Genomic DNA, 24,564 nt, shown 5'->3' with positions numbered 1-24,564 from the left:
CTACAATGGAAGTGAAGAAAGACAACATGTATGCAGCTGTGGCGGAGGATTTCTCCAATGCGACAGACTTGGCTGATTACCTTGTGAATAAAGATCTGCCATTCCGTGAAGCTCATGCAGTTGTGGGGCAGGTAGTACTTCACTGCATACAGGAGAATAAGTATTTATTAGATGTAAAACTAGAGGAATTCAAAGAATTTTCTGAGTTAATTGAAGAGGATATCTATCATGTACTTGCACCAGAGACCGTAGTAAATGCAAGAGATATTGCTGGCGGAACAGCGAAAAACAGAGTAGAAGAACAATTAAATCAATCAAGCAGCAGGCTGGCAGACAGTAAGAAATGGATTGAGGAATTTGCTGAAAAGGTAAATGTCTTAACAAAATAAGTGATAATAGAAACTAAGTCTCTGCCTCCAGCGAGAGGCTTAGTTTTTCTTTTGAAATGAACGATAACATTTTTTAAAAAAGTAAGTTTAACCTTTAGCATAGGTGGTATAAGGAAGGGGATAACAGATTAAAGTGATAGGCACATGTCATTCCCTTCAACATAATATAGGTATTGGCACAGATTGAAATAACATCTCTGCCCGGATCCGATGCTGATAAATAAGAAGTTAGCGTAATTTTTTATCTAGTTAATGCATAAATATAAATATTATAGTATAATTATAGAAAATAAACGTGTGGTCTGACGATACACATGTATAAAATAGAAGGCACATTCTCGGTCTGACAAGGAGGAGAAAGTAATGCAAACAACAAAGGGATATCTTGTTTTAAATACAGGAGATGTATTGGAAGGAAATTGGCTGGGCACACCGAAACAAATGGAAGGTGAACTGGTTTTTAATACAGCAATGACTTGTTATCAGGAAGTTATGACAGACCCGTCTTATGCGGGGCAAATCGTAACAATGACATATCGAACCGTCATTGGCAGGGTTTATTGTTTCCACTCCAAGTGAGAATCCGGAACATTATGAATCGAAGAATACATTAATGGAAATGCTTGAGAAATATCATATACCGGCACTGTCAGGTGTGGATACTCGTGCTTTAACCAGAATCATCCGTGAACAGGGCGAAGTTTATGGGAAGATAACAGATGATCCAGCTGACAAACCAATTCACACATATGTTAATCCGGAAATTGTAGCAGCTGTTTCTGTTAAAGAGAAGGTCAGCTATAAAACTAGTAATCCAGCAAGTACGCCTGCTCCTCATGTTGTCGTAATGGATTTTGGTTATAAACATTCGATTGCCCATTCGCTATTAGAGTTGGGTTGTGATGTAACAGTAGTGCCTTATAATGCAAGTTTTCTTGAGATCCAGATGTTGAATCCGGATGGTGTTTTATTATCCAACGGCCCTGGTGATCCAAAAGCTTTGGCTAACCTATCAGAAAATATTAAACGTATATCAGAAAGCTTCCCGACAATGGGGATATGCTTAGGTCATCAATTGATTGCATTAGCGCATGGTGCAACAACAAAGCGTTTGCCATATGGACACCGCGGAAGCAACCATCCAGTCAAAGATATACAGACTGGCAAAGTAATGATTACATCACAGAATCACGGATATGTTGTAGACTATGACTCTGTTAACATGAAAAACTGGTACGTTTCTCATGTAAATGTGAATGATAAATCTGTAGAAGGTTTAAAACATAAAACAAAGCCATTGATGTCTGTCCAATTTCACCCTGAAGCTCATCCGGGCCCTATCGATACACATCAGCTATTCGTAGATTTTATCCAGCAGTTTATTACTAAGGGAGAGAAACAGCATGCCTAAGTTAGATGACATAAAGAAAGTATTAGTAATCGGCTCAGGGCCAATTGTTATTGGTCAGGCAGCCGAGTTTGATTACGCCGGTACGCAAGCATGTCTTGCACTGAAAGAAGAAGGCGTTGAAGTTATTTTAGTAAACAACAATCCAGCTACGATTATGACAGATGAAAATATTGCAGACAAAGTCTATTTAGAACCATTAACCTGTGATTCGATTACGAAAATTATCGAAAAAGAGAGACCAGATGGCATTTTACCAACATTAGGCGGACAGACTGGTCTAAATATGGCGGTTTTATTAGATGAAGCAGGTGTTTTGGCGAAATATGATGTAACATTACTCGGAACTCCGCTTGAAACCATCCAAAAAGGGGAAGACCGTGAAATATTTAAATCGATGATGAAAGATATTGGGGAACCAATCGCTGAAAGCTTATCGACTTCTTCTGTTGAAGATGCCGTGGCATTTGCCGGTAAAGTCGGATACCCAATGATCGTTCGCCCTGCTTATACATTAGGTGGTGCCGGCGGGGGGATTGCTGATGATGAATCAGAACTGCGCCGAATTGTAAAAAACGGTCTTCATTATAGTCCGATTAATCAAGTGTTAATTGAACAAAGTGTAAAAGGCTGGAAAGAAATCGAATATGAAGTTATGCGTGATTCCAACGACACTTGTATTATAGTCTGTAATATGGAGAATTTTGATCCGGTTGGTGTCCATACTGGAGACAGTATTGTTGTCGCACCTTCTCAGACATTAACAGATCGTCAGTATCAAATGCTCCGTACCTCTTCTGTCAGGGTAATTCGTGAACTTGGCGTAATTGGCGGCTGTAATATCCAATTTGCCTTAAATCCGGAAAATGATGATTATATTATTATTGAAGTAAACCCTCGTGTAAGTCGTTCAAGTGCATTGCAAAGGTAGCATTGGGTTACCATTTGGATGAAGTAATCAATCCGATTACAGGAGATACTTATGCCAGCTTTGAACCAGCGATTGATTATATTGCGGCAAAGATTCCGCGCTGGCCTTTCGATAAATTTACGCAAGCTGATCGTCTGTTAGGAACACAGATGAAGGCAACTGGAGAAGTTATGGCACTTGCCCGTAATTTTCCGACAGCAATTAATAAAGCGATTCGTTCGCTTGAGATCGGCTTAGATTCCCTTCATCTGCCAGGTGTGGAGAAATTATCTGAAGAAGAATTGCATTATGAACTGGATAAAGCAACTGATGAAAGACTGTTTGTTGTAGCAGAAGCATTAAGACGCGGAATGACAGTCGATCAAATCCATGATATAACACAGATTAATAATTACTTTTTATATGAATTGGAAGCACTGATTAAGAAGGAAAAGGAAATTGCTTCAAAGAGTCTTGAAGAAATCGATGCACAGGATCTAAAGGAAATAAAAGGATTTGGCATTTCTGATATTACTCTAGCTAAACTGTTAAAAGTGGATATAAAAGAAATTCAGCAAAAAATTAAACAGGATCAATTAGCTCCATCTTATAAAATGGTCGATACATGTGCAGCTGAATTTTCTGCCGAGACACCGTATTTCTACAGTTCGTGGAACGAATGGGATGAAGTTGAAGCCTTAACTGGCAACAAGCGGATGGTTGTATTAGGTTCCGGTCCGATCCGTATTGGCCAGGGGGTAGAGTTTGATTACTGCTCGGTACATGCAGCGAAATCCTTGCAAGGACAGGGAATCGATGCAGTTGTTATCAACAACAATCCCGAAACAGTCAGTACAGATTTCAACACGGCCGATCATTTATACTTTGAACCGCTGACAGTAGAAGATGTGCTTCATATTGTGGAGAAAGAAAAAGCTCAGGGTGTACTTGTACAATTTGGCGGGCAGACAGCCATCAATTTAGCAGATGGCCTGCAAAAGGCAGGAGTAACCATTGCTGGAACGGCATTAGAATCAATTGAAGCAGTAGAAGATCGAGATTTGTTTTATCAGCTGTTGCAAAAACTGAACATTCCGCATATTCCTGGAGATACTGTAATGGCAGTAGATGATGCCAAAGCAGTGGCAGAAAAAATTGGTTATCCAATCTTATTACGTCCATCTTATGTTATTGGCGGCCAAGGGATGGTTATTTTGCACAATGAAAAACAGCTTGTTGAATATTTAGCTGATCTGCAGGAGAAAGCTCATGACAGCCGTATCTTCCCATTATTGATTGATCGCTATATTGAAGGTTATGAAGTCGAAATTGATGTGATCTGTGACGGAGAAGATATTTTGATCCCTGGTATATTTGAACACGTGGAAAAAGCAGGTATTCACTCAGGGGACAGTGTTGCCATCTTCCCTGCACCGAATTTAACAGAAACACATAAGCAGATGATTGAAACATATGCAAAGCTTATCTCGAAAGCATTAAATGTAAAAGGAATTATGAATATACAGTTTGTATTAAGTGAAGACCGCGAAACTGTCTATGTATTAGAAGTAAATCCGCGTGCCTCACGAACGGTTCCGATTGCCAGCAAAGTAACGGGTGTCCAGATGGTTGACCTTGCAACAAGAGTGCAAATGGGTGAATCATTAAAGGATCAGGAATGGAAGCTTGGCTTGCATAAAGAAGTTCCATATTATGCTGTGAAAATGCCTGTATTTTCAACAAACAAGCTGCCAGGTGTCGATCCGATTCTCGGACCTGAGATGAAGTCAACGGGTGAAGCAATCGGAATTGGTACAACAGTCGAGCAAGCAATGGCGAAAGCGTTCGGCTGGAAAGAAAATAGTTTAAAAGCTGTAACGGCAAATGATGTCATTTTCTTATCTTTAACGAAATTGGATGATGAACTTACAGAAGTTCTAAAAGCGACAGAAGCAGAAATTGTAGCAGATCCAAGAACAAGTGACCTGTTAATCAATGCTGGCATTCAAACGAAGGATGTTATTAGCGTGGAAGAAGCAGAAGAGAATTGTATGAATGAGCAGTATGTCTTTATTGCTGATACAAATCGTACGGGAGAAAAAGATGAGCACGTTTCTTTAAGAGAAGCTGGTTTGAAATCTGACACATTATGCTTTACATCAAATGACACACTAACTGCATACCTTCAGGCAACGAAGCAAGAGTTAGACTTGCCTGCATCGATCCAGACATACCGACAGGACCAGAATATAGAGAATGTAAAGGAGCGTGCCGAAGCGTGAGTTTTAAAGAGAAATTAAAAGGCAAAGACTTACTAACCTTAGCAGACTATTCCAAAGCAGAGATTGCATATATTTTAGAATTGGCTGCCCAAATCAAGCAAAAAAGAAAAAATGGCGAAATTTATGAACCATTAAAAGGGAAAACCCTTGGAATGATCTTTGAAAAATCTTCTACCCGGACGCGTGTATCCTTTGAAGCTGGAATCTATCAGCTTGGCGGGACCGGATTGTTTTTAAGCTCAAATGATATTCAAATTGGGCGAGGAGAGCCAATCTCGGATACGGCAAAAGTATTATCAGGCTATTTGGATGGGATTATGATCCGTACTTTTTCGCAAAAAGATGTGGAAGATTTAGCGGAAAATGCATCAATTCCCGTGATTAATGGTTTAACTGATGATTATCATCCATGCCAAGTATTAGCAGACTTGCAGACAATCAAAGAAACAAAAGGAAAATTAGAAGGATTAAAGCTTGCTTATATTGGTGATGGCAATAATATGGCTCATTCTTTAATGATTGGATGTGCGAAAATGGGATTGGATGTGGCAATTGCTGCACCAAAAGACTACCAGCCTAAGCAGGAGATTCAGGAACTTGCACAATCATTTGCTGAAGGAACAGAGGTACTTGTAACAGAAGATCCGATTGAAGCAGTGAAAGATGCGGATGTCATTTATTCTGATGTTTGGGCAAGTATGGGGCAGGAAGCAGAGCAAAAGGCACGTGAAACAGCATTTGCAGCGACATACCAGGTGAATACTGAACTGTTTTCTTATGCGAAAGATGATGCAATCTTCATGCACTGCTTGCCAGCACATAGAGGGGAAGAAGTAACATCGGAAATTATAGATGGACCACAGTCTGTTGTATTCCAGGAAGCAGAGAACAGACTTCATGCACAAAAAGCATTGATGGTTGCATTGATGGGGTAAGGGGAAAGAGGTTGAGGCGTAACAAAGGTAGTTAATCTAAGTAACGAACAATAAATACACAAGTTTGTCATTCACTTATGTACTAAAATAGATAGTGCTAGCTTACCGCTGGGGAAAAATACTCGCTTTCACCACAGGCATAAGGGCGACATCTACTCAAGCAAATTGCACTTGAGTAGTGTCTTCTTTACCATGGGCACGTCGGTCTGCTAACTTGGTAAAGAAGGTCACTTTACCAAGTGGATTTTCAGCTCGCGCTTTTCCCATAGGAGTCTCGCATTTTCCCCCAGCTTTTCATGGTTTTCTAGAATAATGAGTGGAACGAATATTACCGTGTAAAGGCAGCGTCACTTAAGGTAAGTTTGGGCACGATCATTTATTTCGTTGAAAGTCTCTCTTCCAAAGCAGGAACCTGAGATTAATTAGAGAAAAGATAAATCCTGTTTTTAGAAAACAAATAATCAGGACAGCATTATGAATCCGGATAACGTATAGAAAATCAAATTGTGATCTTCTTCATTAATCATAATCTTCGTTTTAAGAACCAATCTCCTGAATTGTTGCCATACACTAGTTCATAATCCTCCTTAACTTGGAAAAGTTAGCAGTCCGCAGTGCTTTAGTAAAGAAGACGATTTGTACTCGCATTATTGAGTGGACCTAGCACTTATGCCTTCCATGGATAAATTCTTCTTTTTTCGTGTGTTGCAGTTCATATTTCATTATTGCTATAATAAAGATTAATTGTGTAGCATTCATGCACAATAGAATCGTAAAGGATTGATTGCGAATGAATAAACAACTTATTGAGCAAGAATTACAACAAATAATCAATAGTGATCATGTTCTCGTAGATGAATTACTAAAAAATCACACGTATACTAAACTCGGTGGCAAAGCCGATTTTTTTGTGACACCAGCTACAATAGAGGAAGTACAGCAAGTTATACGCTATGCAAAAAATAACAATGTCCCCTTCACATTATTAGGGAACGGTTCGAATGTGATCGTCAGAGATGGCGGGATTCGGGGAATTGTCTTAAGTTTAAAGAAATTCAATGCAATAAAAAGAGACGGGAACAGCGTTATAGCAGAGAGTGGTGCCAGAATTATTGATGCATCCCGTTTTGCCTTAGAAGAGCATTTGACTGGATTAGAATTTGCCTGTGGAATTCCCGGTACAGTAGGCGGCGCATTATATATGAATGCGGGCGCTTATGGCGGTGAAATTAAAGACTGTCTGGATCATGCTTTAGTTGTAAACATGGAAGGCGATGTACAGAGAGTGGAAGCGAAAGATTTTGACTTGGCCTATCGAACAAGTAATATTGCTGAAAAAGGGTATATTGTGTTAGAAGCAACTTTCCGTCTCCAGGAAGAAGACTATCACGCAATTAAAGCAGAGATGGATGACTTAACGTTTAAACGAGAGTCGAAACAACCATTAGAATATCCATCATGCGGCAGTGTATTTAAGCGTCCGCCGGGTTATTTTGCAGGGAAACTGATTCAGGACAGTGAATTGCAGGGCAAAGGTGTAGGAGGAGCGGAAGTATCGAAAAAACATGCTGGTTTTATTATAAATAAAACAAATGCAACTGCTACGGATTATATTGCTGTAATAGAAATGGTTCAGAAAGCTGTCAAAGAGAGATTTGGTGTAGACCTGGAACGTGAAGTGAGAATTCTGGGCGAGGATTAACATTTTCTAAAAAAGAAACAGATTAATTAACAAAAACCGTCATTTAGCAACTTTAATGACTGTTTTTGTTTTTTGATTGGATTAAATTATGCTATTATTGATTTTTAGAGGTGATCGATTCTCAATATTAATGCTATTCTACAAATAATTTCTGACAAAAAGCTCATAATATGGGTATTCTACTATCACAGACGCTAAGCATCCTGATAAGTTTCGCTAGTGATCAGAGGGTAAAAACCCCTCTGATCAAAGTCTCACTTTATCACAGCGCTAACCGTCTGTAATATCCCCGCTTAGTTTTAAGTAACACAAGGAAGTTACTGGGGATAAACAGACGCTAAGCATCCTGATAAGTTTCGCTAGTGATCAGAGGGTAAAACCCCCTCTGATCAAAGTCTCACTTTATGGTAAAATAAAACTTCGTGCACGTTAAGTTAATGTTAGAGATTATTTGTTATTTTCTATAGGAAAGGGAGAATATATAGTGACAGTTGGTAGAAATGATCCATGTCCCTGTGGCAGTGGCAAGAAATACAAGAAATGTTGTATGAAGAAGGATCAAATTGTTGAACTGAAAATATCTAAGGAGGAAAAATTTTATAAACTGAAAGAAACATTAGCAGGAAAGTTAAATGCATTCTTAGTTTCTTATTTAACGTTAAATATTTATGCTCCATTGGAAGCAGAATTCAATAGAAGAACCAATAATATCTTTGAGAAAAACAGCAAAGGTTTCTTTCTGTTCTGGTTACACTTCTTCTATCGTTATGATAACGGTCTTCGCGGAATTGAATGGTTCTTAAAAGATGAGGAGAATCGTTTAACAAGCGAAGAGAAAGAAATGGCTCAACGATGGGTTAGTATGAAGCCGCAGTTATTGCAGATGATAAAGCGGGATAATGAAATGGTCACTGCAATGGATTGTTTTTCAAAACAAACCTACCAATTGCCAAAGTCTAAAGATAATATACCACATGTTTTGCCATGGACAAGCACAATCGGTTTATTAGAACCTGTTAATGAGTTGTATTATTTGAACGGTGTGAGAACATTCGTCAGTCCGAAAGCTCTGCAGAATGCCAAACAGCTGATAGACGAGAAGATGAAAGAAACAGGTCTGAATAACGAGCAGGTGATGACAGATTATTATCCAGAAGTACTTGCTGCCTTTTATTCCAATGATGAGAAAACAAATAATGCTGATAATGCCATAACATTATATGAATATCGTTATAAATTGCTTGATAGAAGTACGGTAGAAAATTATATCAGCAATGATCATGACTTAGCATTAGAAGCGGTTAACGCCAACAAGAAAAGATATATCTGGCTGAGTGATACAAGTATTTATAAAGATAACCAAATAGATGGTGAAGTATTATTGGCTAAAGTGAATGGAACACTAGAATTAGTGGAAGATATTCTTACATTCACAACCTATGATCCCGATATAAACGAACGATTTATAAAGAAAGTTGAGTCACTTGAAGGATCAATTGAGTTAATTGAAAATAAACAAAAAAAGATTACTACTTATAGTGAACTGGATATCCAGCAATATGTCGCCAATCCAAGTAAAAATGTTCCTGAATATTTTAGTATTTACGCTCAAACAATGGCAGTCATTAAACCGGATGAAACTATCCCGGAGTATGGCCAATCATTAAGAGAGCTAGTTCAGAATGGTGAGAAAGAGGTTGCAGAAAACTGGTTCAGAAAAATGGAATATGAAGTAACGAAAGTAGTGAATGAACACTTCACTGATGCAGGTATTTCTCCTGACTTTAATACACCTAGAAAAGAAGTTGGTTTACCGATTTCTCCATTTGTAACAGGTGGTGAGGAGAGAGCTTCTAAATTCATCCTGACAACCATTCCAAACCAGAATGAGAGGACAAATATAGAAGGTGAAGCATCTGAATACGACATCTTAGGGATTAGAGATAGAATGATTTATTCTTTCTATGCAAAGGATTTACTTACTTTCTACCAAGAGAAAACCGACGGTAAAGCGAAAGCGACCGAGCGGAAATATCGTAATGCCATTAAAGATATAATTGATGTACTGGAGATTCGTGCGATTACAAGCTGGGAACAGTGCGATCTCCATTTCTGGGAGAGTTTACTTGCAAAAGATATTGTGAGAATGTACACCTATATTACGAAATCTTATATTAAAACAATTATTACAACAGTCAAAGCATTAGGGAAATGGCTGCAGGATCAGAAAAAAGTTATGCTGGAAGATGAAATCAATCAACTTGCCAAAAAGTATGAACCAATATTGATAAAAATCGCGCAAATATGGGATGCAGAAATGCTTTTCGAAATTCCTGAAGAAAGCCTGAATAATCAGGTTCTCTTAGAGAAACTGTCAAATTACGGCCTGGAAGTTACCGAGTTAAAGAAAGGCCAGTACAAAGTGACTGAGATTAAAAAAGATTCCGTTGTAACGATTAATTTAGATGACCAGAAAAAACAGACCATTTTATTAAATGAGAATTCTGTCCCATTTGCTGAAAAAGGCATGGTACTAGTTACAAACATTGGGAAGGACAAAACAACGAATTCATGGAAAAGTGTCTATATAGAGACAATTTACTTTGATATAGATTAATATGAAGCTTGCACTCTTGACTGGTGCAGGCTTTTTTATTACCCACAATTTTTCGCAACTCTAATCACTCCTGATCAAATTCTTCCTTTATTTTGAAAATAATAGTTTGTTGTAACTTTTCTTATGGTACAATCGACATATAGGTAGAGTTAAAATAATGTAAGAGGAGGAAAAATAATGAATAAAAAAGTAATCGCTTTATTTACTGCTGGAATCAGTTTATCCGTTCTTACACCATTGTCACCTATTACTACATATGCTGAGATAACAAGTGAAAAAGCAGTCGAAGAACAGGTGGAAGAGAAAAACCAGGCAATCGGACAACAAGAGGCCCTGCAAATTGCAGAAGCTTTCTTTGGGGAAGAGTTAGCAAATGCTCAGTACTATTATGAGCAGAATTGGTACCGTGATAATATCCCTGTCTGGAATATCCACTATGAAGAGAATGAAGGGGAAAATTGGGAATTCTATCATATTACCATTAATGCGACGAACGGCAAGGTATTAGAAACGAGTTATGACAGGAATGTAGAGGGAGAAGAGCCGCCTTCCTACCCTCCTGAAGTGACATGGGAGGAAGGAAAGGAAAAAGCAGACGAAATCATTAATCAATATTTTTCAGATATTAAGGGAGAAATCAAGCTCGATCCTTCTACTAAGCCACAAAAGCCAGCACTGACAGACCAAGTTGTTCACACCTACCAATATAACAGAGTAATTGACGGTGTTCCGCTTTCTAACAATCAAGTACAGATTAATATAAATGGAAGTAATGAATTAGTATCTTTTAACAGCAGCTGGGACCACCATATTGAACTTGAATCAAATGCGGTCAATTATACAACAGACGAGGCGCTTTCTTTATTTCAGGAAAAATTGCCTGTTGAACTACAATACAACTCATTGGATAGATTTTACCGACCGGCAAATGATGGATCAGGTGAAATGATTCTGGAATATGCATTAAACGATAATTATCCATACTTGGATGCAACGACAGGGGAATGGATCAATAGACAGGGTGAAACAGAGGAGCATGGAGAAGAAATTGACCAGGAAGCTGTTGTAAGTGAACCGCTTCAGCCAAAACGTATGATTCAAAGCATCATGACAGAACAGGAAGCAGAGACATTAGCGAGAGAGATTGCCGGCATTCCAGAAGAAATGGTTATAGATAATATTCAGTACTACCAAGATGACCATCAACCGGCAACATGGGATTTAACATTTACTGAAACGACAGAGGGACAGGAAAATTATGACACATATTCTGTCAGCATAAGTTTAAATGCAACGACAGGAGAGGTTTATCACTATTTTGTGAATGATCCGCAATTATATGGAGATCTGGAAGCTGATGAGGCTGTTGTCGGTTACGAAGAGGCAAAAGCCAAAGCGATAGAAATCATCAAACAGTTTGCACCTGAAAAAGCTGACAATATATACTATAATGCGACAGAATATAATAACAATAATGGGAGAAGCAAACATCATCTGTTCACTTTCCAACGCAAAGAGAATGGAATTCCGGTGCGTGGTGACTCGATAAATGTCAGTATTTCAGCGATTGACGGAAAATTAGTTGATTATTATCAAAGCTGGCAAAATAATGTGACATTCCCTTCATTTGATGACGTGATTTCAAAAGAGACTGCTTTTGAGCGCTTTTTGGAAAGGTATGAAATCGACCTGGGATGGGAAATGATAGCAGATGATTCTCAAGAAAATAAGGAAACTTATCGCAAAGTTTATTTCCTCGATAATTTGCATGTGTTTGATCAGGCTGTATATTTGAATGCGAAAACCGGAAATTGGCATTCGCGCCTGACGGATGAAATTGTGACAGTAAATCCGGAAGCAAATGATATTGAAGGACTGCTGGAAGAAGAAGCATTGAAGCTTATGATCGCTTACGGGGCAATTCCAATTGACGAAAACGGAAATATTCACCCGGAACAGCCAATCACAAGAGGTGAGATGGTAAAAATGCTCATGTTAGCTAATAATCCTGATCCGTTATACTATTATGATATGGGTGCCAAATATGCCAATTCTGAAGGAAGCTTCGATGATGTTACTGCAACAAACGAATATTTCTCCTATGTAGAAGAAGCGATTCGCAAAGGATTCCTAGATCAGGAAGATGAGAATTTTAAACCGAATGAGCTTGTAACAAGAATGGAATTAGCTCAATTACTTGTCCATGCACTGGAGTATGATCAAATAGCAGGTTATGCTGATATGTTCCAGCACCCTTATCAAGATATTTCATCAGAGGAACAAGCAGGATATGTTGCGATTGTACATTATTTAAATATCATGTCAACAACCAGCGATGAATTCAAGCCAGAACAGGAAGTAACTCGTGCTCAGGCAGCTCAGATTTTTTATCAGTATTTAACAGTAAGAGGGTCAGTGGATTAGATACAAGGACTGTCGTCTAAGGAAATAGGTTTCCTTAGACGGCTTTTTTTTTAGGCCATTTACCCTTTTTGGTTTGTTTTGTAATATTTTACTTCACCTGTCGTAGTAATTGTGGTAAAATAAAATTACTACGACAGATGAAGTACGACAGACATAGTAAAATCAATAGTTGGTTGAAAAGAAAGGGGGGATCAGCTTTTGATCAGCAGTGATGTGATTAGAGGGTACAATGACACCATTATTCTATATTTATTATTAGAGAAAGAATCATATGGCTATGAAATCTCAAAGAAAATTAAAGAATTATCAGATGAAAAGTATGTGATCAAGGAGACAACCCTTTACTCTGCTTTCAACCGGTTAATGAAAAACGGTTATATTGAATCTTTTCATCAAAAGCAAACTCATGGAAAAAAACGGACATATTATAAGATTACCGGTTTGGGTTTGCAGTACTATCAAGAGAAGTGCCAAGAGTGGAAACTGACAAAAGAAGTTATCAATCGATTTATTAAGGAGGAATTTCTGTAATGGATACCATTATTAGTTACTTAGATAACATGTTTGCTTCATTGCCAAATACAAGGCAAATGAGAGAGTTAAAAGATGAGCTTTTTAATAACATGGAAGATAAATACTATGAATTAAAACAGGCAGGTAAATCGGAAAATGAAGCAATCGGAATTGTCATTTCGGAATTCGGTAACATTGATGAGATAATTGAGGAGTTTGGGTTGTCGGAAATAAAAGATGAGGAAGCGAAGCAAGTATTAACAGAATCAGAGGTCGACAACTATCTCCACTCAACAAGAACAGCAAGTAAATGGATAGGAGTGGGTGCAGTTTTATGTATCTTAGGTAGTGCAGTACTTGTTCTGATTATTGGACTGATGGAAAGCGGCCTTCTTAAAATCAGTGAAGAAATTGGGGTTTTAGCAGGTATAAGTATTCTGTTAGTTTTTGTAGCGACAGCAGTTGGTTTATTTATCTATGGCGGGTTGAAATTAGATAAATTTAAGCATATTGGTTCGAAAGGCAATTTTGATTTATCCTATCAAGTTAGAGAAAGGATCGAAGATGAGAAAAGGGCTTTTCAGCCAACTTTTATGCTGACATTAATTATTGGCGTTGTTTTAATTATCTTATCACCAGTTGTGTTATTTACTTTGCTGACATTTGGAGAAAATTTTGCTATTTTTAGTGTCGTTATTATGTTAATCCTTGTTTCGATTGCGGTATATTTGTTTGTCTATTTTGGCAGTGTATATGATGCCTACAACAGGTTATTAAAAACTAAGAAAGCAAATGGCTGGACTAATCAAGACCATAATGAAGAGCGTATGAATGATGCTGTAGCTTCAATTATCTGGCCATTAGCCGTCATTATTTTCCTGATAAGTGGTTTCATTTATCACTTATGGCATATTAACTGGATCATTTTCCCGATCGCGGCATTGATATCTGCCATGTTCAGCGGTGCTTATGCTATTTTAGGGAGAAAGGATAAATAAGAAACTCTTTCTTTGCAATCTTAACGATTTTTCTATATACTAAAAACAATTAAATACGTACATGATTCCTTTGGGGCAGGGTGCAATTCCCGACCGACGGTGAGAAAGCAAATCTGCTTTTAAGTCCGTGACCCGGATCATTTGTGAAAATGTGAAGGTGGATTTGGTGTGAATCCAAAGCCGACAGTGAAAGTCTGGATGGGAAAAGGAAAATGGTGGAGAAGTGTCTTATTTTCTGTGGGAAAATGATGAGAGCACATTTGTTTCTTTGTGCTTTTATTCCTCGATGAAAAATTGCATTCTTAAAACCAAGTTCTTTACTATGAATATAAATTTTAGCCCTAGGTATATTATCCTAGGGTTTTTTGTGATTTTATTGATTAAAGGTGTTGATGCATGTGAGAACAAAAGAAGAGTGGATGGATCTTGCGTTAAGCCTTGCAGAAGCTACCATTGGACAAACAAGCCCTAACCCTTCCGTTGGTGCTGTTGTGGTCAAAGATGGGGTATTGCTTGGAGTCGGAACACATCTGCAGGCTGGCGGGCCGCACGCAGAAGTGCATGCCATTGCACAAGCAGGTGATAGGGCAGAGGGTGCTGATATCTATGTTACTTTAGAGCCTTGTGCTCATTATGGCAAGACCCCGCCATGTGCAGAGTTAATTGTTGAAAAAGGGATCAAAAGAGTATTTATTGCTTGTCTTGACCCTAACCCAAAAGTAGCGGGGAAAGGGATAGCGATTATCGAAGCTGCAGGTATCCCAGTAGAAACAGGTATTCAGGAAGAACGGGCTTTGAAAATAAATCAACACTTTTTCCATTATATGAAAACAAGGCGTCCTTTTGTCACTTTGAAAGCAGCAATGACACTTGATGGCAAGACAGCAACGGTTACTGGTGACAGTAAATGGATCACCTCAACCGAAGCACGCATGGATGCACATAAAGAAAGACACCGTCATGATGCGATCTTGGTTGGCAGGAAGACAGTGGAATATGATAATCCCAGTTTAACAACCCGACTGCCTCAAGGCGGAAAAAATCCTGTACGTATCATATTAGATACACATTTGTCATTGGAAGGTTCTTATGCTGTTTTTAATGACGAAGCATCAACGTGGGTGGTCTGCGGTGCTCATGCAAATAAAGCGGAATTTGAGCAGAATTATCCTAATGTAAAAGTTTTGCAAATGATCACTGACGAAATTGTCCTGCCTGACTTAATGCAAATCCTGGCAGAGCATGAGATTCAGTCTCTTTATGTAGAAGGCGGCGGCACGATTCACAAGGCATTTCTTCAAGCGAAAATTTTCGATGAATGCCATTGGTATATTGCGCCCAAATTATTAGGAGGACAAGATGCACGTTCCGTTGTTGGCGGCAACTCTCCTTTACTAATGAAAGAGGCAGAGGAGCTGGAATTTACTTCTTATGAACAAATTGGTCCAGATCTGAAAGTTATTGCGAAACGGAAGGAGGAGTCTTAATGTTCACAGGGATTGTTGAGGAAAAAGGCAAAATTGAATCAATTAACCAGTCAAATCAAGCATTGCAGCTGAAGATATCAGGGAAAAAGGTGACAGAAGATGTGTCGATTGGGGACAGTATTTCTGTTAATGGTGTCTGTCTGACCGTAACAGACTTTGCTGCTGATTGGTTCACCGTAGATGTGATTCCAGAAACATTTCGAGGTTCTTCTTTGTCCCGGTTAAAAACACAATCGATTGTTAATCTGGAACGGGCTATGCATGCTAATGGCAGATTTGGCGGGCATTTTGTCTCAGGCCATATTGATGCTGTAGGAACCATTGCAAGAACCTGGTTGGAAGATAATGCGAAATACTATGCTATTACTGTACCGGAAACAAGGTATATTACAATGAAAGGCTCGATTAGTGTTGATGGTACTTCTCTGACTGTTTTTGGAGTTGATGAGCAAGGCTTCACCATTTCATTGATTCCCGAAACACAGGCGGCAACTATTTTAGGGGAAAAGGGTCGCGGAGATATTGTCAATGTAGAATATGATATGTTAGCAAAATATATGGAAAGACTACTGCAAACTTCTGATAACATACCAACAGGATTAACAGAAGACAAATTAAAGCAGTACGGCTTTTAAGGAGGTACTGTGATGAAACATACGGTGGAAGAAGCAATTGAAGCATTGAAAAATGGTGAGATCATTATTGTGGTAGATGATGAAGATCGTGAAAATGAGGGAGACTTTTTGGCATTAGCAGACAAGGTCACTCCAGAGGTTATTAATTTTATGGCAAAAGAAGGGCGAGGCCTTATATGTGTGCCAATGTCACAAAAGTATGCCGATCGCTTTCAGCTTGGGGCAATGGTTGCGAGAAATACGGATGATCATGGCACAAATTTTACAGTCAGTATCGATTATCATACAACCCATACAGGAATAAGCGCTCAGGAAAGATCATTAACGATCGAGAAATTAGTGGATGATGAAACAACTGCTTTTGATTTTAAACGGCCAGGGCATATATTCCCTCTAGTTGGAAGAGATGCTGGCGTTTTGGAAAGAACAGGTCATACAGAGGCAGCAGTCGACTTAGCTCGTTTAGCTGGTGCGAAACCAGTCTCGATCATTTGTGAAATTATGAAGGAAGATGGATCAATGGCGCGCAGACCTGATTTAGAGAAGATTGCGGAAACCCATCAGATGCCGATGATCTCGATCAGTGAACTAGTTCAATATCGGAAGCGATATGACCAGCTGATCGTCAAGGAAACGGAAATTAATCTGCCAACAGCTTATGGTGACTTTAAACTGGTTGCCTATACGGAAAAATATACAGGCCAAGAGCATGTTGCCTTATATAAAGGGGAGATAACGCCAGAAGAACCTACACTTGTACGGGTACATTCGGAATGCCTGACTGGTGATGCGTTTGGTTCCGAGCGTTGTGACTGCGGACCGCAACTCGAAAAAGCATTGCGCGAAATTGAAAAAGAAGGAAAAGGTGTTCTTGTCTATATGCGTCAGGAAGGCAGAGGAATTGGCCTTATTAATAAAATGAAAGCATATAAACTGCAAGAAGAAGGCTATGATACGGTGGAAGCGAACCATCAGCTCGGTTTTCCTGACGACTTAAGAGATTATGCGATTAGTGTGCAGATCTTAAGAGATTTAGGTGTTGGCAAAATTGATTTGCTGACAAATAATCCGCGTAAATTATCCAGCATGAAAGAGTACGGACTGGAATTGGTTGGAAGAAAAGAAATCGAAATTCCCTCCAATAAAAACAATTAAAAATACTTACAAACAAAAGTGGAAAAACTAGATCATTTATTACATGTAAAACACAACCAAAATGGAGGAGGAATTTAACATGGGTAAAACATTCGAAGGGAATTTAGTAGGTACAGGGTTAAAAGTAGGGATTGTTGTTGGGAGATTTAATGAGTTTATTACAGGTAAATTACTGAGCGGTGCGGAAGATGCGTTCCGTCGCCATGGCGTAGTGGAAAATGATGTAGATGTTGCCTGGGTACCTGGAGCATTTGAAATCCCACTGGTTGCGAAGAAAATGGCGGCATCAGGAAAATATGATGCAGTGGTAACTTTAGGGACAGTGATCAGAGGTTCTACTCCGCACTTTGATTATGTGAGCAATGAAGTATCAAAAGGTGTGGCAAGTGTATCAATGGATGCAGGCATTCCGGTGATTTTCGGTGTCTTAACAACAGATACCATTGAGCAGGCAATTGAACGAGCTGGTACGAAAGCAGGGAATAAAGGAGCAGAAGCGGCTGTTTCTGCGATTGAAATGGCGAATCTGTTAAAAGAAATTGGCTAAAAGGAAAAAGAGCTGTGAAACGTGTATGGCGTTTTTACAGCTCTTTTCTTATACTCAAAGCAAGTTTTTCTACTAATATCAGGTTGTTTTAAACTTTTTGACTGTTTGTGATAGTGTCATGCTTTCCTCTTTCATATGTCTGATTTTCTCAGTCATATCTTCAATCGATACATCACTTTCTTTCATTTGTTCAAATATCTTTTCTATTTTTTCACTCATATGCTGGAAATTAATTTTTTGCTCATGTTTGCTTTCAAGCATTTCAGATGTATCCTTGCTCATTAATTGCAGATTCACCGAAAAATCATTCATAATAGCATGAATGTCATTCACTTCATCATCCATCTGATGAAATTTATCTGGCATAAAGAGCAATTGATTGGAGAGTTTTTGTAACTTGGATGACAATCTCGTAAATCCTGTTTGTTCTTTTTGTATCGTATGAACAGTACCTTCCATGATTTCTTTAATCTCTAATGAAGATTGTTTAGACTGCTTTGCTAATTTCCGTACTTCTGCAGCAACAACAGCGAATCCCTTCCCAAACTCTCCGGCATGTGCTGCTTCAATTTCCGCATTTAATGCTAACAGATTGATTTGTTCTGCAATGTCATGAATTGCTTGCATAACTGTATCACTTCTATCCGAAAACTGCTGTACTTGAGCTGTTTGTTTTTGATAATGATCAATCGTTTTGTTTACTTCACCATTGGTTTGGGTTATTTCATCCATAATTGTTCGGATGTTTTGCATTTCTTCTGTTAATGTTTCCACCTTTTCGCCGACATGCTCGACAGAAGAAAAGAATTGCTGAATGGTTGCTTGCGATCACTTCATTTTCTCGCTCTAATTCTTCTTCCAGCTTCTTATCAGTTTTCAAAAACACTTGATGGGTCGTTTCGATTGTTTCTACTTGTTCTTTACTTTTTTCTTTAAGATCTGTTGTTACATTGATTAAATCTACAGAAGAGTATTCAACATAATAGGACGCTTTTTTTACTTTATTTATCAATGTGTTCAGTTGACTTAATAATTTATTAAAAGCATGATTTAATTCATAAGTATCTTCACCTGGCTCTACTTTCATTGTTTTGGTTAAGTCACCTGCTGCATTCGCGATATCCTGCATGGACTGAATTGTATCAACCATAGCGATCGATGCTCCATGTTCACTGACATTAAGACCTTGAATCTCTTCTTCTTTTTTGGGGCGAATGGTCATAAATAATCCAAGCGTTTTATAAACAATCCATCCAAGGACAAACCCCCATACAAATGCCACAGCTGCACCAAGTCCTTGCACTAGAATCTGTTCCATTCTTGTTTCGTTGGGTAATAAAGCCATTGTGCCAAATAATCCGACAGCTAAAGTACCCCATGCCCCGCACACGCCGTGAACGGAAATAGCGCCAATTGCGTCATCAATCTTCCATACCTTGTCGATAAAAATAAGAGAGAATACAACTATAATCCCGCCTATTGCTCCAACTACTAGTGCCATTAATGGTGTTAATACGGCAGCACCTGCTGTTACAGAAACTAATCCAGCCAGAACTCCATTTAATATATCCTCTGCTTTTGGTTGTTGAAACAGTATCCAGCTAGTAATCATGGCGAATAATCCCCCGGCAGCTGCAGCTAAATGTGTATTTAATGCAATCTGGGCAATGGATGTATCACCAGTCGCAGTAGAACCGGCATTAAAACCGAACCATCCCAGCCATAAAATAAATACACCAAGTGCCGCCAGGACAACATTAGATGGTTTCATTGAATGGACTTTTCCGTCAACATACTTTCCTACTCGTGGACCGACAACGATCGCTGCTGCTAATGCCACCCAGCCGCCAATGGAATGAACGACAGTGGAACCTGCAAAATCGACAAAGCCCAATTGCTCTAACCAGCCAGCCTGGTCAGGATTTAGCAAACTTCCCCATGCCCAATGACCGAATACAGGGTAAATGATGAGGACAATAAAGAATGTTCCGATTAAATAAACACCAAACTTCACGCCTTCTGCTATGGCACCAGATACAATGGTAGCAGCAGTACCTGCAAATACAATTTGAAAAAATAAAAAAGCCCAGTTCCATGGGTCTGTATCTAATCCTTGAAAGAAATATAAATCTGTTCCAAACCAGCCAGATGCTGAATCTCCGAACATAATGCCGAATCCAAACAATGCAAAGACTACGGATGCAATTAATAAATCACTGACATTTTTAATTGCGACATTGATCGAATTTTTTGCTCTGACAAGGCCTGCTTCTAAGGCGGTAAAACCGGCCTGCATAAAAAAGACTAATATGGAGGCAAGTATTAACCATACAAAGTCCAAGTGCAATTGCAACGTTTCCATAAAGATCATCCCTTCGAAATAGTGAATTATGAAGTCTATGCTGTATTTATTACTAAATAGAATTATAACGTGAGTCGATATTACTATATAGGTAGATAAAACGTCATGTTTATTGGGAGATTATCTGACAGTATATTTCATTGGTTAACAAATGAGAATGGATTAACAGGGTTAGATTGTGAAGGAGAGGGAGACAATGGCATGAAAAATGACGAAGTATAAAAAACTCCGTCAAGTTAGTTGCTATTTATAAATTAGTTCTTTTATATCATCTTCTATATCTTTTGGTTCTGTCTTTGGAGCGTAACGTTTGATTACATTGCCTTCCCCGTCAATGAGGAATTTTGTGAAGTTCCATTTTACTTGATCAGAGATAATGCCGGGGGCAGCTTTGGTTAAATGCTTAAAGAGCGGATGGGCATTTTTTCCGCGTACATCGATTTTGGCAAACATCGGGAAACTTACCCCGTAGTTTAGCCGGCAAAATTCCTCTGCCTCTTCACTTGAACCTGGTTCCTGGTTCATAAATTGGCTGCTTGGAAAACCTAAAATCTCCAATCCATCCTCTTTATATTTATTATATAATTCCTGCAGTCCGTCGAATTGAGGGGTAAAGCCGCACTTGCTCGCAGTATTAACAACAATGATAGCTTTCGCTTTATAGTCATTTACCTTTTTTTCGCTTCCGTTTACTGTTTCAACTGAGATATCAAAGACTGACATAGTCATTCCTCCTTTTAATCAAGATGTTAGCATAATCTTACAGCAATTGATCGTATTATGCTCATAACAAAAAGGCACGCCATAATGGCATGCCTTTCCAATTATGCGTGAGTCACACCGTCTTCTTCTGCAATACGGTCAAGACGTGCTTGAACTTCTTCTTCTGTTAACTCATGCTCTTTTATATATAAGCTGCGAGGGTGTACACGACATTCAGGTGAACATCCGCGCATGTATTTATGTTCATTTTCTTCAGATGCTAACATTTGTCTGTTACATTCCGGGTTAGCACAATTTATATAACGTTCGCATGGCTGTCCATCGAAATAATCTTTTCCAACAATCACATGCTCTTTTCGGTTAACAGGTACTGTAATACGCTCATCGAACACGTACAGTTGTCCGTCCCATAATTCGCCCTGTACTTCAGGATCTTTCCCATATGTGACAATTCCGCCGTGAAGCTGACCGACATCATCAAATCCCTTTTCTTTCATCCATCCGCCGAATTTCTCGCAGCGGATTCCGCCAGTACAATACATTAATACTTTTTTGCCTTCTAATTCTTCGCGGTGATCTTCAATCCACTCAGGAAGGTCACGGAAAGTCTCAATATCAGGGTTAATTGCCCCGCGAAAATGGCCTAATTCATATTCATAGTCATTTCTCGTATCTAAAATTACGGTATTTTCTTCTTTCATTGCTTCATAAAATTCTTTCGGTGTTAAGAAGTCTGCGTTCTTTTCGCGCGGATCTACGTCTTCCTCACCTAAACGAAGGGTTACCAGTTCCGGGCGATGACGGCAGTGCATTTTCTTGAATGCATGTCCTTCTGCTTCATCGATCTTGAATACCATGTCACTGAATTTCGGATCATTGTGCATTGCTTCCATATACTTGTTTGTTTGTTCCACTGTTCCAGAAACAGTACCATTAATACCTTCTTCTGCTATCAGAATACGGCCTTTTAGCTCTAGGTCTTTACAGAATGCTAAGTGCTCCTGAGCAAATGTTTCCGGATCTTCAATTGTCACGAACTTATAATACAACAATACTTGATACTTTTCTTGGTTTTCCATTTTTCTACCACCTATCAATTCATATTTGCAAGATATAAATGTTTTAGGTTGGTTTTATTCTTTTACTGCGTGTTCAAAAAGGAGGATGAAAAGGACCGAGTAGTTCAATGCGGCGCAGGTTTGAGCAGCGGACGTATGCTTTTCATACGTGAGCAGCGGAGAACCAAGCCAACGAAGAAATACGATGTGTCATTTTTACCGGACTTTTTGAACAACCTCTTTTATATTCTTGCAAGAAGATATTTTATCACGTTTCTTGTCAGTTCTCAATCTATTTTGAAGAGGACCCTGTAAGAAAGTGTCAATATGTTGACATTTTACTTTGGCGGGTTAGAAAACGAAGCTCGTGCTCAAGGTAATGGACTTGTTTAAATGCCATGAGAGGAAGGAGGAAGGGAGCTGAAGGTATTCAGACGAGTATTAAATGCCATGAGAGGAAGGAGGAAGAGAGTTGAAGGTATTTAGACGTGCTCTAAATGCCATGAGTGGAAGGAGAAAGGGAGCTGAAGGTATTCAGACGAGTTTTAAATGCCATGAGTGGAAGGAGGAAGAGAGTTGAAGGTATTCAGACGTGCTCTAAATGCCATGAGAGGAAGGAGGAAGAGAGTTGAAGGTATTCAGACCAGCTTTAAATGCCTTCAGAAGAAGAAAAGGAAAACCTCAAGGCATTTATTTTACCCAACAGCCGCGGTGTGCCTGCTCTTCCTCCTATAGAAGATATGGGATAATTTTACACGTATACAAACATGAGTTCCGTGGTATAATTAGAACAAGTGTTCTTATTTAGAGGAGGAGTGACATTGGATTATTCAACGTATCCTAGACACAATGTCCTTTGTATTGATATGCGGTCTTTTTATGCAAGTGTCGAGTGTGTAGATAGAGGGATGGATCCGATGAAGACGATGCTTGCTGTTGTGGGAGATCCGAACAGGTCGGGGAGCATCGTTTTAGCAGCCTCGCCAGCATTAAAAAAAACGTATCGTGTAAGCAATGTCAGCAGATTTTTTGAATTACCGAATGACCCGAATATTATTATTGCTCCGGCAAGGATGGGGATGTATTTAAAAGTCAGCCTGGCAATCACGAAAATGATGAAGACAATTGTGCCAAAAGAGGCGATTCACGTATATTCCGTTGATGAATTATGGGTAACACTTGATGGTACAGAAAAGTTATATGGATCTGCGGCGGATGCTGCGGAAATGATCCAGCAAAGGATTTTAGACCAGTTTGGCATTCCCAGTGCCATTGGTATTGGCGAAAACAAATTTTTAGCAAAGGTTGTAATGGATATTCATGCCAAAAAAGCGGCGAATGGAATTGCAGAATGCCGGTATGAAGATATTGAAAGGTTATTATGGCCTGTTGAAATAGGGAAAATCTGGGGGATCGGCAGCCGTTTGCGAAAACATTTAAACCGAATGGGGATATTCTCATTAGGGCAGCTCGCGACCCATCCATTAGAACAATTGAAAAAGCGGTTTGGAGTAATTGGAGAGCAGTTATACTGGCATGCGTGGGGAATTGACTTAAGTCCGGTAGAAGGGGATTTTACCAAAGCAGAACAGAAGGGTTATGGCCATGGGATTACATTGTTAAGAAACTATAAAGGATCAGAAATTCGAACAGTATTGTTGGAATTATGTGAAGAAGCATGCCGACGGGCGCGAAAAGATCATATGTATGGCCGGACGATTCACCTCTCCATTGGTTATGCGCAAGAGGTGGGAGGGGGATTCAGCCGTTCAATGTCGATTGATGCTCCGACGAATATAACAATGGCGATGCATCAGATTTGTATGCAATTATTTGATACGTTTTATGATGGTTACAGTGAAATAAGACGTGCAACTGTCTCGTTGACGAATTTAAGCAGAGATGTCGGTATCCAGTTATCTTTATTTGAAGACCAGCGCCAGACCAATATTGGTTATGTAATGGATGCTATTCGTGATAAATATGGATCGACCGCAATCTTAAGGGCAAGCAGTTATACTGACCAGGGAATTACGCTGGAAAGAAGTAGAAAGATAGGTGGACATTATGCATAACGATAGAGGAAGCATTAAATGGGCATCACTCATGTTGCCAGAGCATGTGAAGATATTAAGAGAAATGTGGCAGGAAGATCACATAGAAGAGAAGAAAGAAATTGATGATCAGCAGCTGGAGGAAAATGCGCGCATTCTTGTAGAAGCTTATGCCCAGCGTAAAAAGGTGACTATCACTTATTATCAACAACGTCAATATAAAACAGATCATGTATCTATTATCCGGATTGATCGCTATAGCCAGACAATCAGGGTAGAGAACGAAGGCGCTGAACGAATCACCATAACATTAGACAATATCTTATCAGCAGAAAGTTAACAAGAGCATCTATCACAAAGATGGA

At 39.1% G+C, this 24,564-nt stretch carries 16 protein-coding genes, 3 pseudogenes and 1 riboswitch; of the genes and pseudogenes, 15 read left to right on the top strand and 4 right to left on the bottom strand.

The features are described from left to right. From F9U64_RS22880 to ribH, 13 genes and pseudogenes are all read left to right on the top strand, one after another. Nucleotides 1–389, top strand: a pseudogene (locus F9U64_RS22880) (argininosuccinate lyase); the annotation flags it as partial. Between the two features lie 363 nt (nt 390–752). After that, a pseudogene (locus F9U64_RS07180) lies at nt 753–1,800 on the top strand (carbamoyl phosphate synthase small subunit). Beyond that, nucleotides 1,793–4,989, top strand: a pseudogene (gene carB, locus F9U64_RS07175) (carbamoyl-phosphate synthase (glutamine-hydrolyzing) large subunit). Before F9U64_RS07180 ends, carB begins: the two co-directional pseudogenes overlap by 8 nt. Beyond that, on the top strand, nt 4,986–5,924 hold the full coding sequence (argF, locus tag F9U64_RS07170; RefSeq protein WP_153402334.1) for an ornithine carbamoyltransferase: 939 nt from the start codon (nt 4,986–4,988) through the stop codon (nt 5,922–5,924). Before carB ends, argF begins: the two are co-directional and overlap by 4 nt. 790 nt (nt 5,925–6,714) lie before the next feature. Then, nucleotides 6,715–7,626, top strand: coding sequence for a UDP-N-acetylmuramate dehydrogenase (gene murB / locus F9U64_RS07165; RefSeq protein WP_194287303.1), 912 nt, complete (start codon nt 6,715–6,717; stop codon nt 7,624–7,626). A 484-nt stretch (nt 7,627–8,110) separates the two neighbouring features. Beyond that, nucleotides 8,111–10,243, top strand: coding sequence for a YecA family protein (locus F9U64_RS07160; protein ID WP_153402332.1), 2,133 nt, complete (start codon nt 8,111–8,113; stop codon nt 10,241–10,243). A 177-nt stretch (nt 10,244–10,420) separates the two neighbouring features. Then, nucleotides 10,421–12,667 carry a YcdB/YcdC domain-containing protein gene (locus F9U64_RS07155; RefSeq protein WP_153402331.1) on the top strand — a complete coding sequence of 749 codons (2,247 nt, stop codon included), beginning with the start codon at nt 10,421–10,423 and terminating at the stop codon, nt 12,665–12,667. Nucleotides 12,668–12,865: 198 nt separating this feature from the next. Continuing rightward, nucleotides 12,866–13,198, top strand: coding sequence for a PadR family transcriptional regulator (locus F9U64_RS07150; protein ID WP_153402330.1), 333 nt, complete (start codon nt 12,866–12,868; stop codon nt 13,196–13,198). Next, nucleotides 13,198–14,178, top strand: coding sequence for a permease prefix domain 1-containing protein (locus F9U64_RS07145; protein ID WP_153402329.1), 981 nt, complete (start codon nt 13,198–13,200; stop codon nt 14,176–14,178). Before F9U64_RS07150 ends, F9U64_RS07145 begins: the two co-directional genes overlap by 1 nt. 62 nt (nt 14,179–14,240) lie before the next feature. Beyond that, nucleotides 14,241–14,392: riboswitch (FMN riboswitch) on the top strand. Between the two features lie 184 nt (nt 14,393–14,576). Beyond that, nucleotides 14,577–15,665 carry a bifunctional diaminohydroxyphosphoribosylaminopyrimidine deaminase/5-amino-6-(5-phosphoribosylamino)uracil reductase RibD gene (ribD, locus tag F9U64_RS07140; RefSeq protein WP_266095244.1) on the top strand — a complete coding sequence of 363 codons (1,089 nt, stop codon included), beginning with the start codon at nt 14,577–14,579 and terminating at the stop codon, nt 15,663–15,665. Further along, nucleotides 15,665–16,300, top strand: coding sequence for a riboflavin synthase (gene ribE, locus F9U64_RS07135; RefSeq protein WP_153402327.1), 636 nt, complete (start codon nt 15,665–15,667; stop codon nt 16,298–16,300). The genes ribD and ribE overlap by 1 nt, the downstream gene beginning before the upstream one ends. Before the next feature lie 12 nt (nt 16,301–16,312). Next, nucleotides 16,313–17,455 carry a bifunctional 3,4-dihydroxy-2-butanone-4-phosphate synthase/GTP cyclohydrolase II gene (locus tag F9U64_RS07130; RefSeq protein ID WP_153402326.1) on the top strand — a complete coding sequence of 381 codons (1,143 nt, stop codon included), beginning with the start codon at nt 16,313–16,315 and terminating at the stop codon, nt 17,453–17,455. A 79-nt stretch (nt 17,456–17,534) separates the two neighbouring features. Next, a complete protein-coding gene (gene ribH / locus F9U64_RS07125; RefSeq protein WP_153402325.1) occupies nt 17,535–18,002 on the top strand; it encodes a 6,7-dimethyl-8-ribityllumazine synthase in 468 nt (155 codons plus the stop codon). A 78-nt stretch (nt 18,003–18,080) separates the two neighbouring features. On the opposite strand, the gene F9U64_RS07120 is transcribed toward ribH, so the two are convergent. The 4 genes from F9U64_RS07120 to trhO all read right to left on the bottom strand — a co-directional run bounded on the left by F9U64_RS07120 (nt 18,081) and on the right by trhO (nt 22,166). Further along, nucleotides 18,081–18,776 (bottom strand): methyl-accepting chemotaxis protein, encoded by a 696-nt coding sequence (locus F9U64_RS07120; RefSeq protein WP_153402324.1) that lies wholly within the window; start codon nt 18,774–18,776, stop codon nt 18,081–18,083. Next, the gene (locus F9U64_RS07115) at nt 18,727–20,364 is read right to left on the bottom strand and encodes an ammonium transporter (RefSeq protein WP_228275613.1); all 1,638 of its coding nucleotides are present in this window, start codon (nt 20,362–20,364) and stop codon (nt 18,727–18,729) included. Before F9U64_RS07115 ends, F9U64_RS07120 begins: the two co-directional genes overlap by 50 nt. A gap of 243 nt (nt 20,365–20,607) precedes the next feature. Further along, nucleotides 20,608–21,087, bottom strand: coding sequence for a glutathione peroxidase (locus F9U64_RS07110; protein ID WP_153402322.1), 480 nt, complete (start codon nt 21,085–21,087; stop codon nt 20,608–20,610). 101 nt (nt 21,088–21,188) lie between these two features. Then, the gene (trhO, locus tag F9U64_RS07105) at nt 21,189–22,166 is read right to left on the bottom strand and encodes an oxygen-dependent tRNA uridine(34) hydroxylase TrhO (protein WP_153402321.1); all 978 of its coding nucleotides are present in this window, start codon (nt 22,164–22,166) and stop codon (nt 21,189–21,191) included. Between the two features lie 800 nt (nt 22,167–22,966). Here trhO and F9U64_RS07100 point away from each other — a divergent pair. Further along, nucleotides 22,967–24,220 carry a Y-family DNA polymerase gene (locus tag F9U64_RS07100; protein ID WP_153402320.1) on the top strand — a complete coding sequence of 418 codons (1,254 nt, stop codon included), beginning with the start codon at nt 22,967–22,969 and terminating at the stop codon, nt 24,218–24,220. Then, nucleotides 24,213–24,539 carry a YolD-like family protein gene (locus F9U64_RS07095; RefSeq protein ID WP_153402319.1) on the top strand — a complete coding sequence of 109 codons (327 nt, stop codon included), beginning with the start codon at nt 24,213–24,215 and terminating at the stop codon, nt 24,537–24,539. Before F9U64_RS07100 ends, F9U64_RS07095 begins: the two co-directional genes overlap by 8 nt. Nucleotides 24,540–24,564 lie beyond the last annotated feature (25 nt).

It is taken from the genome of Gracilibacillus oryzae (assembly GCF_009498735.1).
GTDB classification, from domain to species: domain Bacteria; phylum Bacillota; class Bacilli; order Bacillales; family Amphibacillaceae; genus Gracilibacillus; species Gracilibacillus oryzae.
Note: the sequence above shows the minus strand (reverse complement) of the source record. Positions and strands in the feature narration are given on the sequence as shown.